Raw genomic sequence first — 16,406 nt, forward strand, 5'->3', positions numbered from 1 at the left:
AATAAACTAGAATGTTCTCTCTCTAATGATATCATTGATTATGCGAAGTTTGCATCTCCAATTAAAGTCCATTTATTGGTTTGTCAGCTCTTTGAAAAACTCAATTTCAAAAGCAGTTAATTATTCCTGCCTTGCCTTTTTGTGCTTATTTTTCAGTACACATTTGGCGAATGCTCAGCTTTCTAATTTCAAATTTTCTACTTCTTTATCGTCTTTTACAGAAATCACAGGAGGTTCCACTTTACTATCTGGCGCATCGGCAATTGGTGCGGTTTCTTCTGTCACAAGCATTGGATTTACCTTCAAATATCAAGGGATTAATTACACGCAGTTTTCCGTAAATGCGGCTGGATTGTTAAAATTAGGTGGAACGGCTGTCACAACAGAAAATGCAAACAATGCCAACTCCGTTACCAATACTCCTAAAATTTACGCTTGGTGGGACGGTACTTATACGGGGTCGGTGGCTTCTGGGGGTGGTGTTTCTTATTTGTTGAGCGGCTCAGCACCTAATCGAGAGTTAACTGTACAATGGAAGGTTGCTTATGCCTCCAATGCCGCAACAAGCGCCAAATATCAAATTAAATTATACGAAGGATCCAATAAAATCGAATTTTTATATGGCTCCGCACCAACATCTACGCTGAGTTCTTCCGTTGGTTTAGGTGGATTGTCCGTTCTTGAATTGTTGACAATTTCCACGGCAGCAGACATCGCATCTACTTATGCTTCGATAGATAATAATACGGTTTGGCCAGGGGTAAATAAAGTGTACACTTTGACACCTAATGCAAGTCCTGCGCTTAAACCTTCTTCTTCCTTTGCGGATCCTTTGTTTTGGATTAAAGCAGATGGGAACAATAAAAATGTGGCTTATACTATTAAAAATATTAGCGCCGCCAATCGTTTATCTTCCAGCGATTGGGCTTCCAACTGGACGGTCGCGACATCACTTTTATCCTCAACAGCCACCGGCTGGATTTCCAGTGCAGCGGATGGAGGAAATAATTCCGTAGCTCCCAAAGGATGGATTCGTTTGGATTTGGGTTCGGTCCAAAGCATCGATGGTGTAGTTACCTTAGGGGCTGTCGGTGGTACAGGTTTTGTGATTGATTATACGGTTCAAGTCTCTAACGATAATGTTACCTGGACAAATCTTGGGAGATTTGATGGAAATTCGGACAATGTTACCCTCAAATATTCTGATTTTGAGGCGCCCGTTAGTTGCCGGTATGTTCGAATATATCCAGGCGCTTTTGGACTCTCCTACCGAGCCATGCGGGTGGATGTTTATACCAAAACCTCTACTGCAGTGAGTGATAACTCGAAAATATCTCAATTGACGGATCAAAGTTCCCATGCAAATCATGCTCAGCAAGCAGATTTAGATAATCAGGCGACTTATCAAACGAATCAATTGAATTTTAATCCCGCTATTAACTCCATCAATACAGGAAATACCACAACCGGCACTTGGTATGATTTTGCGGATATATCTTCGATTCGTCAAGCATATTGGGTCGTGCAAGATGTTACTCCGACTGGGGGAAATTATAATCACTTATTGTATGCCTCCTCTGGAAGAGGTTTTCATGGTGGGGTAACTGGCCAATTAAATTACTTTAATGTAGGGACTTGGAAAAAAAATGCGGCATCTGCCACCACCACTTCAAGCTATGATTTTGGTCCCATTGGAACAGGAAAGCCCAATTTAATTGCTAGCCAATTCTCCACCTTAACTTCTCCAGCAGATGCATTGACATTGGGTTTTCAAACTGGGCAATCCCGATTTTGGAATGGCCCTATTGGTGAAATAATTTTGTTTAATAACCTACCTACCAGTACACAAAGTGCTGAAATTGAAACTTATTTGGCCCTTAAATATGGTATTTCAAAAAGTGAAAATTATATTGTAGGAACTACTCCAGATGGCAATACGGCCGCGACAACTCTTTTTGCCACCTCCGCAAATTCCCCACACAACCAAAATATTTTTGGTATCGGAAGATACGATTCCTGGGGTTTACACCAACGCCAAGCTAAATCGGCGAGTACGTTTGATTTCTTTTGGATTGGAAACAACAATTTAATTAATACCTCTTTGGGAAATGATTCTTCGGTGGGAAATGATTTGTCGACAGACAATTCCTTTTTAGTAACAGGAGATGATAATGGATCCATTGCGTGGACTCGAACGGCCTCGAATGTAAACAAACGTTTGTTAGGAAGAACCTGGTTGTTCAAAGAAACAGGCTCGATTGGTTCTGTGAAAGTTAGTTTTGCAAGTAACAGTTTTGAGTCGCCCCTACGTTTGCCAGGGATCAATCAAGGAATAATAACTCTTCTTGTTTCGGCCAATACCGATTTTAACGATGGGTTGGATCGGAGCATTGATTTAACGTATAATTCAGTCAATAAACGTTGGGAAGGTAATGTAGATTTCGCATCTGGTGAAAACTATTTTACCCTCACGGCTCCTACTGTTTCATCGCCTGGATGCGTGGTGGGTGCTAGTGGCTGGTGGACATCTGATAATTTGGATTTGTCGGATGGTAGTACTGTATCTTATTTCTCAGATATGGTGGCGGCCAATCATTTTATTCAAACCTCCTCAACGGCGAAACCTACCTTCAAGAAAAATGTATTAAACTTTAATCCTTCGTTGATGTATGATGGTACCAGCGATTGGATGGATGTTTCCACAGCGACGATCACAGGAGCAAAATCCGTTTTTACCTTACAAGAAGACCAAAAATTAACCTCTGATTACAACCATGTATTGTATGGAGGTAAAGGAGGAACGGGTGTAACTGCGCCCTATTTCCACGCGGGTACATCAACCTTGCATTGGGCTTCCGCCGGAATGACTAATGATGCAGGCGGCGGATGGCGCTTGAATGGTGCGACGGCTACCGATGCGAGTCCATGGAGAAAAGCCACGGCAACCGTGCCTTCCATGCCCGATTTGGCTGTTTGGAACAGTACAAAAGGCGCTCAATTGGGAACAATTAGCTATCAAGCTGGTTTTCCTGGACGTTTTTGGCAAGGTCCCATTCCTGAGATATTGTATTTCAATTCCAAATTATCCAATTCCGATTTGAATAAGGTCGAATCTTATTTTGCCCTTAAATATGGAATTACTTTAGGTACGGCTGCTTCCAATGATGCCACATTTACCATGGGGAATGGAAGCACTGTTTGGAGTGGCTCAAGCAATACCGGTTACAACAATAATATTTTTGGTATTGGACGAGACGATTGCCAGAACCTGCATCAACGCCAATCGAAGTCCGAAAATAATACGGGAATTTTGGCCATTGGTAATAATAATATCATTGATTGGACAAATGGCAATACATCGACGAGTGGTAATGATATTGCCAATAATCAAAGTTATTTAATCGTAGGAGACAATGGATTAACTCCTCGTTTTGGTGCTATAGGCGCTCCAGTAGGACAATATGCCATTTTGAATAAAGTATGGAAAGCTCAAGAAACAGGGACTATTGGTTCTGTCAAATTGAGTTTTGCCTCAGGAAAAGCCGGAACAAAGGCTTTTATTCCTAATGCCATTAGCACAGAAGTAAAATTGTATTTGGTCGTCAGTAATAATACCAATTTTGCCGATGGCGATCCTTTGGTGGCCATGACTTTTGATGGCAAATATTGGAACGTAAATGCCGACTTAGTCAATGGGCAATATTTTACCGTGGCGAAAGATTTAGATGGCCCCGGTTGTGTAGATGCAGGTCCGCTTTTGTGGTACAAGGCAGATCAACCAGGAGCAAATCCAACGACCATTTGGGAAGACCAAGCTGGAAGTGTCGGAGATTTAACCGCCCCGAATAATGTTACCTTTACTGATCCCAACACCGCTTCTCAAGAGTTAAATTTTAATCCATCTTATAGCTTTAATGGGACCAACCAATATTTTGCCAATACCAATTTTAATATTGCCAATCAAAGCTATGAGAAATTTGTCGTAGTTAATCCAACGGCTGGGACCACCTATCCCAACATCTTTGGTTTTGGGACCAATGCCGCTTCTTCCAATTTTACAACTTCATTTTTTACCACCAATAAACCGGCATTGGCGATCGCTTCGACGCAAGTAAATATCATTGGAGCAAGTGCTTCTCAAGGCCAGTGGCAGCTTATGAATGGCGGTCGAGACCTGAGTCTAAGGGCCAATAATAGTAACATAACCTCCTATTATTCCAACACCAAAACTACGGGACTTGGAAATGTGACCATTACACCCGCCTTAGATTACATTGTTATGGGAGGAGTGCGGTCCAACGCAAGCAACGTGAGTCTTTTCAATGGCCAAATTGCAGAGGTCTTGTATTATGATCAGGCTTTATCGACGTCTCAAAAAAATAAAATTAGAACCTATTTGGCCATCAAATATGGAATGACCTTAGACCATGATTATAGCGCAGGATTGAATAATACCGTTGTTTGGAGCATAGCTAATAATACAGGATACAACAATAATATTTTCGGTATTGGCCGAGAGGATTGTCAATTCCTACATCAACGACAATCGAAATCCGTGAATACAACGGGATTATTGATTATTGGAAACAACTCTATTATTGCGCCTAGTAATCGTTCTGGGAATAACAATGATTTGGCCTCCGATCAATCGTTTTTGATGGTAGGCGATGATAATGGGGAATTGAGCATCAATTCAAATTTAGTGGGTGATAAATACCTCTTTAATCGTACTTGGAAAATAAACGAAACGGGAAATGTCGGATTTGTTAAAATATCCTTGCCCGCTTATGGAAATACTTCATTTCCGACGACGCTTCCTGCTTTTGAAAATTCTCCTTATTTCGAAAATAATACCTTGTATTTATTGATGGATGATGATGGCAATTTCGCCAATGGAGGAACTTCTTCTTTCATTTTTGCCGAGGAAGGTACAGGCGCATCTCGAGTATTTAATGTCAACGCTGATCTTAGCAATGATAAACCATTTTTGAAAATAGGATTAATCAAAAATACCACAGATACAGACGGGGATGGAGTTATTGATTCAAGCGATATCGATGATGATAATGACGGAGTGCTCGATGCAGAAGAGTGTAGTACGCTTGGCGCTTATAAAGTGTACACCTATAATCGAGCAAACGACCAATTGGTTTCCAGCAATGTTCCAATTGTGATCACAGGAAAATCAACGGTGAATTATACTTTGGATCAAAAAACCAATGGTATATCACCTAATAATTTTAGTTACGATGGAGTGAGTAATTGGAAATTAATGGCTTCCAATGTGTATCCGGATGTGAATAATCGAATCAAGGTGGAAATCAAACCAACTACCGGGACCAATGGATCTTATGTATTTGTGGATGCGATGTTGGTGACCAATGGAACAGATACCTATGTCATCGATAATGCCAATACGAGTAATACCAAATTTATTCTGACAGGTTCTAATTGGGAATATCAAAGCGCTCCAAGTTCCTATAGTGATGTTTCTGAAACGGACAATACATTCGTCAGAGCAGCAAGTTTTGCCTTGAATAATTCAGCCTCCTATATTTTCTCCTTGCCATTTACTTCTTGTGTGGATACCGATGGAGATGGAATGTTGAATGCCTTAGATACGGATTCAGATGGCGACGGATGTAATGATGGGATCGAATCAAGAGCAGTATTGGTCAATACGACTGTTCCATTAACCGGCGATTTTGGTGCCAATGGATTATTGAATAGTTTGGAAACTTCTTCCGAAAACGGTGTCGTTAATTATGTCAGTAAATATTCCGAAACAGCTCTTGACGCAAGTATTTCTACTTGTTTGGATACGGATTCAGACGGTGTTGCTGATTATTTTGATATAGATGATGATAATGATGGTATTTTGGATGATACAGAATGTCCGACTTATGCCACATTGTACGGCGTTTGCAAAGTTAATCGCCCTGATAACTTAATTCTTAACGGTAATTTTACAGCAGGGAATGCCAACTGGACCTCACAATATTCCATTGGAGCAGTGGGAACAGGCTCTATTTGGGGGCCAAGCAATAGTCCATGTTCTGGTGGATCAAGATGGGGAAGTAGCGTAGATCAATGGGTTCCCAATACGTTAAATTATGACCTTTTGGCTCAAAATGTTATTGTAGAGCCCAATACCGATTATGAATTTGGTTTTTATGCGGCATACCAAAATCCTCCCACCAATTATGGATTTTATATCGATGGAGTGCAAATTGGAAGAACGGGTAATATAACAAATACCTGGACACTTTATTCATGGAAATTTAATTCAGGGAATCGTACAACTATCAAAATTTCTATTCGGAGTTTGTCCAATACTTCAGGTGGCGATGATTCTGCCATTGATGATATTTATTTGGTTCCATCCAGAGATAAGGGGCCCAACTGTGATTCGGATGGCGATGGCCTAACAAATAATGTGGATTTAGATTCTGATGGAGACGGATGTGGTGATGCCATAGAATCCAATGTGCCAAGTATCATCGTGGCGAACAAAGTTAGCGGACCTTTTGGGCTGAATGGTTTTGCGGATGGATTAGAAACTCTTGTAGAATCAGGAACTCCAAATTTCACAGCCGCCTATTCGTATGCCAAAGATGCTTCCAGCATTTTATGTCTTGATACAGACGGGGATGGCGTGTCGGATTTCTTTGATTTGGATGATGATAATGATGGAGTCCTTGATACCGTTGAACAAACAATCATACAGGCAGTTGCCAATGGCAACTTCGACTTGAATTCTGCCTGGACAAATGCAGGAAATGTAAGTATATATACGAGTCGATTGGTTTATAACGGCAGTGATTTAACTCCCAATGGTATTTCTAGACAATTGATTAAAGTTGCCGCCAATACGCCTCACAATGCAACTTTTAAGGTAGGCTTAATTGGTGCAAATGCTGCATTTACATCTGGAATAAAAGTGGAAATAATCGGGGCTAATAATACCGTTTTAGGCACCACGACGATTACCAAATCATCGGGTTCAAACATAACATCACATACGCTTACTTTTACGCCAACTTCTTCCTTCATTACCTTGAAATTTACGGATGTTTCCACAGGGACCATCTCGCAAGACATATTTATAGATGATGTAAGTGTTTTATCTACCATTTTGCCAGATACGGATACAGATGGCACCCCCGATTATTTGGATTTGGATTCGGATAATGACGGTTGTAGTGATGCTATTGAAGCAGGAACTGCAACGATAAGTACAAGTTCACAAGGGGTCGTGGCTGCACCTTATGGATTTAATGGTTTTGCTAATTCACTAGAAAGCTCTTCTGAAAGTGGTGATTTTTATTCCATCTATTCGTATCAAATTGCTATTCAAGCGAATTTGAATGCTTGTATCGATTCGGATAATGATGGGGTAGGAGATTTAAGGGATTTGGATGATGACAATGACGGCGTTTTGGATACAGATGAGCAAGCTTCATGTAGCTATGAAGAGGTTGACAAGTCCGTTCTAACATTTATAGGAAATGGGACCATCAGTATTTCTGGAAATTCCTTGACAGGAAACAATGGCAATGTTTGGGCTTCTAAATACAGTACACAAACATTTAAGCTGCCCATTCACCTCGAATTTACCTCTCCAAATACCACTGGTATTGAAATGATTGGATTGCTTCCTATTGCTGCTACCAAAACAGTATCCAATTGGACGGATGGCGCTTACAAGTTTTATTTGAATGGGGCTAATGTTTATGGATACATGCCTAAAGCATGGAATTTTAGCAAAACCTATGCGGCAAATGCCAAATTTGAATTAGATATTTCTTCGGATGGGGTCGTTGTCGCGAAAGTAAATGGTGTTCAAGTACGTAGATTCAAAGGTATTATTTCTGATTACCAGCTTGTCGTCAGTTCATATGCGACCAAACAAATCGATAACTTAATCATTACCTCCAACACACCTGCTGCTGTTTGTGCTGATGTAGATTCGGACAATGACGGAACGCCGAACCGATTGGATATCGACTCGGATGGAGATGGATGTAATGATGCCGTGGAGGCAGGAAATGCTTCAAAAACAGCCACCATTCCATATAACAGCCCAATGGGGGCCAATGGATTGGTCAATTCATTAGAAAGCTCATCCGAATCGGGCCTGGTTAATTACGACAATAATTATGAATTCTTTGCCAAAGATGCTAGCCGCATTGCTTGCTTGGACAATGATAATGACAATGTTTTAGACTATATCGACATTGATGATGACAATGATGGCGTCTTGGATACAGATGAGCAAGTATCATGTGTTTATCCAAACATCATCTTGGATGATTTGACTTTCGCAGGTAATGCAACGGTTGGTGCATTTGATAATCAAATTTCCACTTTTGCAACTTCAGGTGCTGGCAATGTTGGCGGATGGACCTCTTCATATTCGAATCAAACATTCAAATTACCTATTCACCTGGAATTTAATGCCGACGTTTCTGCCGTGGAGGGAATGATTGGTTTGATTCCAACGACAGAACCAACGAAAGTCAATGATTATACGGACAATGGTTTTAAATATTATTTTACCTCCTCTACCTTATATGGTCGTATGCCCACTAACTGGAATATTCCAGCCACGACCATTACGGCGAACCAATTAATTGAAATTGATATTGACGAAAATGGCATATTGACCGCTAAAGTCAATGGCGTATTGAAGCATCGAATTTTGTCTGGAAAATCCTTGTACAAATTGGTGCTATCAGGAAAAGGGTCTACGGAAAAAATATTTAGTAATGTAAAATTAACAGCTTGGGATAACGCTTCGGTTTGTTCGGAATTAGATACAGATGGAGATGGAGTAGTTAATCGAATTGATATCGATTCTGACGGAGATGGGTGCAATGATGCCGTGGAGGCAGGCGCCGCAACAGCTGGAACAACTGTTCCTTTGGAGGGTAATGTCGGCGCAAATGGTCTAGTTAATACCAAAGAAACCCTTGCCGATAATGGGGTCATTTCCTATGTTTCCAATTACGCATTTTACGCCTTAAACAATCAAGATATTGCTTGTTCAGATGCTGATGGAGATGGAATAGGTGATATCATTGATATTGATAAGGATAATGACGGACTTGCGGATTACATCGAACAAAATTGTTCAACGCCTCAATTTATCAATCAAGTGTCTAATGCAAGCAGCAAAGTGTTGAGCGGACTATTGTTGAAAGAAAGTGATAAAATCAATTATTCGGTGACGATGTCTGGTCCGGGAGTAACCTACGCCGCAACGGATTATGATGGTGGCAATGGAATTCATTTTATCGTCAATGATGGCAATAAAAACCTGATCAATTTAAAATTAAGTCTGAGTGCATCCGCTGGAGAACAAAACATCAATCAAATTCCTCCAAGTATACGCTCGGTCGATTTTGGTCCAAATGTGCCATTTAACTCGCCAGCCAAAGCAGTCCCTGTGACCCAAAATCCACAAAACATTATTCTTTCGTGGCCTGGAGCGTACGGTGTAGTCTATGATCCAAACAATCAGCTAAGTTCCCACAATACCGGCGATATTGTCCGAAACGGAGAAATGATCGTACAAAATCTGAGTTTGGTACACGGGAATGTGTCAACCAATCCAACTTGGAAAGTAACCCTTTTCATGAGTACGAATGCTACTTCCTATGAGCTTAACGCGAGTATTTTTGGAGATGCTGCTTTATCGACGGAAGCATACGGATTTAAAATTAATGCTTGTTCTACCTTGGACGACGATTTGGATGGAATTACCAATGAATTTGATTTAGATTCCGATGGAGATGCTTGTTCGGATGCGTTTGAAGCGGGAGTTAGTAATGCCACTGCGTCTACACAAAGCTTATCGGGAAATGTAGGGACAAATGGATTGATGAATAATTTGGAAGTAGATGATTCCCGTAGCACTAAAGTAAACTTCACGCCTTCTTATTACTTAGCAAATTCTTCCTCTTTGAATAAATGTTTGGATTCAGATTCAGACGGTATTAAAGATATCGATGACATTGATGACGATAATGATGGCGTTTTAGATGCAGAGGAATTAGCCTGTGGATCGGCAGAATTCAACTTTCCAAGTTTAAGCACCGCCACCAACATTCAGACATTGACAGGAAGGTTAGTGAAAGGAAATGCGAGTGCCAATTACGAAATGAATTTGGTAGGAGTAGGGACAGTTTATACAACCGGAAATGCAGGAACCTTAACCTCCTCTTTTGATATTTCTAGAAACGGAGGCTTGCATTATACCCTAACGGACAATGATAATGTGTTTGGACAAACCTTCTTATTGAATCCAGCAACTCCATCTTTGATTAAGAAAATAAGTTTTGGGGTAAATATCAATTCCACAGGAACAAATGCCACGAATACCAATGAGGCAACAAGTATTGAATTGAACTGGAATCCTGATTTGCCAGCGATTATTTATGATCCGAACGATCAATTATCTAATTATGCAACAGGAGATGTTATTTATCCAGGCGCCACTATTACCACTCGTGCGGCTTACACTTTTGCGGCCTCTACTTGGCGAGTAGATTTTAATACCAGATCATTGAACGAGGCCTTTTTCCTACAAACGAATCATAAGGCAACTACCTCTACCAACGTGGTGTTGGAATCCTATGGAATCGGTGTTGAATTATGCAGTTTGGAAGATACCGATGATGATGGAATAGCCAATTATTTGGATTTAGATTCGGATGGAGATAACTGTTCGGATGCCTATGAATCGGGAGCCACCAATACAATAGGAGGCGCTAATCAAAGGGTTTCAGGTCCTTTTGGTGACAACGGTTTTGCCAATAATTTAGAAAAAACAAATACGGATGCCCAAACGGAAGGGATTAATTACACCAGTGCATATTACCTAGCTAATTCGATTGTTAGTGCTTGCGCGGATACGGATAATGATAATATTCCGGATAAAGTAGACATTGATGATGACAATGATGGTATTTTGGATACAGCCGAATACGCTTGTACTTTATCTACCTATGTAAATAATTACACGATTTCGGCAGGATCAGGCATGGGATTTGGCGGATCTTATAATTCAGGTTCAAACAAAGGCTCTCTTTTAACAACATTTACGGATCTAAGTTCGGTTAGCAGCGTAGTTTCCGATAAAACGGCAGCTTACTATTTGATCAATGATGCGAATACATCCTATAAATCAAAATTCTCTTTATCTCCGACCAATGGGACTTTTTCAAGTGTCTCATGGGGGCCCAATATCAACGGGAATACCGTTTCCCAAGCGGTTGTCAATGGCGCACAATCAATCAAATTGACATGGAATATTCCAGCGGGTGCTGTGGTTTATGATCCCAATGACCAACTAAGTTCACATACCGATGGACAAGGAATTAATCCTGGAGATATCATCACGACTCGAGCCAATTATGCCGTAAGTGCGAGTACTTGGAAAGTGGTGATGGTCTTACCTTTCTTAAATGCTGAATTCATTATCAATACCGAACATACAGGAACAGCCAATTTAGGAGAAGAGTTTTTCGGTTTGGCCGTAGATGTTTGTATCAAGAAAACGGACGGAGACGGTGATGGAAAGGGTAATGCGGTGGATACGGATTCGGATGGGGATGGATGTTTTGATGCTGTGGAATCGCAAAGCGGTAAGCAGCTAAATTTGACAAGTGAAACGATTTTAGGGCCATATGGTTCCAATGGATTATCGAGTTTAGTTGAAATAAACGACAATTTTACGACGGGAATTAACTATGTATTATCGAATCAATTTTTGGATAAATCTACTTTGGGTTGTACCGATACAGATAGTGATGGTATTCCGGATGTTTTGGATATTGATGATGACAATGATGGTTTATTGGATCAAGTAGAATGTCCAGTGGAACCAGCCGTCAATGGTTTTGTATTTGAAAATACAGCCAGCAATATCATTTTAATCAAGAATAAACAAAATGGCCTGATTGTTGGGAAAGCAACGACCATCGCAGTCAGTAATCTTTCTAAAGCGGAATCCTTGATTGGCAATAATTTAGATTACAGTGTATCCGGTTTCCTTGCTGATGGTGCCAATACCAATGCGGCCAATCGTGTCATGAAGTTGAAAATTGAACCAGTTGCACCTTACAATTCATTGGACTTGAAATTATTAATCAATGAAGGAGGCAATGGCTCTTGGTGGTTCCACCCAAGAAAATTAAAAATCAACGGAGGAATTGCCGGCAATGGAATTATCAAAGCCATACCTCAGAAATATTATTTGCGCGAAGCTTACCGAGTAGGGGATGTAATTACTCCTACAAGTACCATTACCACCGCTTTTACCAGTCCGTTGGGCCCAGATGTCAACAAAGTATTCATTCAAATTCAATACAATGCATTGGCCACCATCCTGCAGCCTTTGGAAATTACATACACGTGGAATGCCCTAGCAGGAACTTTCGCCAATGAAAATTTCGGTTTTCAATTGATGGAAATTGTGCCAAGTCAACGAATTGGAAAATGCGATACGGATGGAGATGGCACCACAGACGATAAAGATTTTGATTCAGATGGGGATGGCTGTGCGGATGTTTGGGAAGCGGGCCATCAAAAAGCCAAAGTTACGGTAAATGGTAATTCCCAAATCGTTGGGCCTTTTGGTACCAATGGTTTTTCTTCTTTGCTTGAAAACAATGACACTTATGCGGCGGCAAGTAACTTTAGTCCTTCTGCCACACAAAATAATAAACCTGATTACATCAATTCTGGGTACAGAGACGCTTGTCTCTTACCATCAGTCATTGCACAAAGTGCTACTACGTTCTGTAAGCCAGATTCTGTTCAATTACAAGTTGGACTTAACGGCTTAGCAACTCCTTTGACGTATCAGTGGTATAAAAATGGAATCATTATTTCAGACGCAAATGCATCCACGTATTATGCCCATGAAACAGGAGCTTATTCATGTAAATTAAGTTACTCAGGGGGAATTAGTAAGGAATCAGCATCCATGGATGTAGTTGCCAATGATTTACCTACAAAGCCAAGTATTTCTGGATTTACACAAGTACAATGTAGCGGAAATACGGTAAGTTTAGAGTCAAGTTATAGCTATGGAAATCAATGGTATAAAAATGCGGCCATTCTCGCTTCCGAAACCAATCGACAATTAAACGTACAACTTTCAGGTATCTATTCAGTTGTTCATACCGACTCCTCAACTCATTGCGCAAGCAGAGATTCCATCAATGTAGTTTTTAAATTACCACAATCCGCCCCAGTAGTAAGTATTACCCAGCCGACTTGTACTTCTAGTACTGGTATTATTTCTATTAGCCCTGGTGTAAATTCCGACGAGTATAGCATCAATGGAACTACTTATCAAAGTTCTCCTATTTTTACAAATGTCGCCTCTGGCACTTATTCCGTAACGGTGAAATCAGCTGATGGATGCATTTCCTTGTCGAGATCCGCCATGGTAGATAATCAACCAGACATCCCACCTGTTGCCACCATTTCGGCAAATCCAGGCTTAAGCATTTGTGCGGGGAATCCCATCACCTTAACATCAAGCGCGTCTATTGGTAATCAATGGTACAAAGATGGGAGCATTATCGCTGGTGCAACAAGTTCTACACTTCCGGTGAATAGCGCTGGTTCATACACTGTTCTTGTTACGAACGCTGTTGGATGTTCCAGTACAAGTCTAGCTTCAACAGTGACAATCAATGCCATTCCAACAGCTACGCTTTCGCAAGGTTCAGGAATGAATTATAGCAATTGTTCTACGACAGGCCCAAGCGTTACCTTAACGGCTAATTCAGATGCAACAAATCCAACATACATTTGGTATAAAGATAATGTTGTGATTTCGGGGGTTTCTTCATCCACCTATACGGCTACCGATTTGGGATTATATTCCGTTAAAATCACCGATGCATCAAGTGGATGTTTTGAGACGAGTAGTCAGACAAAAGTAACTTCCGCACCAGCCTTGCAGCCTCCTGGGCCTGCGAGTATTTGTGCCGATCAATCATATACCTTTACTGCCAATGCCGTAGGATTTACCAATCCGACCTATGCGTGGGAAGTAAGTACAAACGGCGGAAATTCTTACAATCCAGTTTCTGGAACCAATAATTTAGCAAGCTATGTCGCTTCTAGTAATGGATTATACCGTGTTTTGGTAACAGATGTCAATCAATCGCTACGTTCTTGTTCCACTGAACTTAAAACCTTTGCTTTGCCATCTGTCAGCATACAATCGAATCCAGGTTTGAATATCTGCGCAGGATCAACGGCAACTTTAACCGCCAACGCTCTTGCCAATGAAGCGTCAACGACCATTTCAAGCTATCAATGGACGGACTCCTCCATCGACTTATTTGGAAAAACGACAAATACTTTAACGTCCACTACCTCTGGAAATTTTTCAGTAAATGTCATCGATAGTAATGGTTGTGAAGCCTTTAGCACAAATTCAAATGTGGTGGTGAATGCATTACCTAGTCAAGCAAGGGCTAGTATTACTCAACCAACTTGTTCCCTATCAACGGGTACCTTAACAGTAATAAGTCCTACCGGGTCCAATTATCAGTATAGTCTAGATGGCACAAATTTCCAATCTTCCACCATCTTTAGTGGATTGAATGCAGGTAATTATGTTATCTATACCAAAGATGAAAATGCGTGTACCAGTCAATCTGGAACTATCGTTGTACAAACACAACCTCAAACGGTTTCCTTAACTGGGACGATCAGTGGAAATGCGAATCCGCTCGCAAACGCTATTGAAATTTACAGTGTTGCTGCCGTGACAGGAGCCGTAAATTACCAATGGACCTTACCAAGCGGTTGGATAGGATATTCCAACACAAATTCAATAACGGTCACAACCGCTGTAGGAGGAACACAAATCCTTGTTAGAGCAGAATCTTCGGATGGCTGTTTGAGTGCCCCTTTAAGCTTGCAAGTTGGTTCTATTGTGCCTGTTCCAAGTCTTACGGGTAATACACTGACGTATTGCCAAGATGCTTCTGCAAATTCTTTGACTGCGACAGCCATGACAGACGCTACTTTGAATTGGTATTTAGTGGCATCAGGTGGTACGGCAAGTGCAACAGCGCCAACAATCTCTACATCTCAGCCTGGAACCTTTACGTATTGGGTATCTCAAACTTTCAATGGATTAGAATCTGAGCGCGATTCACTAACGATAACGGTAATTGCCAAACCAAATCGTCCAATGTTGACGCTTGTTCAACCTACTTGCTCCATTGCCACGGGAACCATTACGATCACATCTACAGGTACCAATACCGATACTTATAGCAGCAATGCAAACATATATCAAAGTTCAAATGTGTTTTCAAATGTAGCAAGTGGTAGCTACGCAGTAAGAATTAAAAATGCCAATGGATGTTTGAGCGATACGACAAATGTTGTTATTGGTGCTCAACCCACTTCCCCATCAACTCCAATTGTCACCATTACTCAACCAACATGCAACGTTTCCACAGGAACGATTACAATTGCAGCCTCAAGCGTAAACACGGATGAATACAGCCTTGATGGCACGAATTATCAAAGTAGTCCTGCGTTTACAGGAATAACTGCGGGTACATATACTGCACGTATTCGCAATGCCAATGGATGTTTGAGCGATACGACAAATGTTGTTATTGGTGCTCAACCCACTTCCCCATCAACTCCAATTGTCACCATTACTCAACCAACATGCAACGTTTCCACAGGAACGATTACGGTGGCAGCCTCTGGCATCAACACGGATCAATACAGCCTTGATGGCACGAATTATCAATCAGGAAGAGTCTTCACACAGGTGAACCCAGGTATTTATAGCATTACCATTAAATCAATAACTGGATGCGTAAGCACAGCGACGACGGATACGGTAGATGCTCAACCAAATACTCCAGCGACTCCAATTGTCACCATCACTCAACCAACATGCAACGTTTCCACAGGAACGATTACGGTGGCAGCCTCTGGCATCAACACGGATCAATACAGCCTTGATGGTACGAATTATCAATCAGGAAGAGTCTTCACGCAGGTGAACCCTGGTATTTATAACATTACCATTAAATCAATAACTGGATGCGTAAGCACAGCCACGACGGATACGGTAGATGCTCAACCAAACACTCCAGCGACTCCAATTGTCACCATTACTCAACCAACATGCAACGTTTCCACAGGAACGATTACGGTGGCAGCCTCAGGAGTAAACATGGATCAATACAGCCTTGATGGCACGAATTATCAATCAGGAAGAGTCTTCACGCAAGTGAACCCAGGTATTTATAGCATTACCATTAAATCGCAAGCTGGATGCGTAAGCACAGCAACGACGGATACGGTAAATGCTCAACCAAACACTCCAGCGACTCCTATTGTCACCA

1 protein-coding gene is annotated in these 16,406 nt (G+C 41.1%); it reads left to right on the forward strand.

The features are described from left to right. Positions 1 to 25: 25 nt before the first annotated feature. Positions 26 to 16,406, forward strand: a 16,381-nt coding sequence (locus V7S76_RS08280) for a discoidin domain-containing protein (protein WP_459509611.1), incomplete at its 3' end; no start/stop codon positions are given.

Source organism: Aquirufa sp. ROCK2-A2, assembly GCF_054558485.1.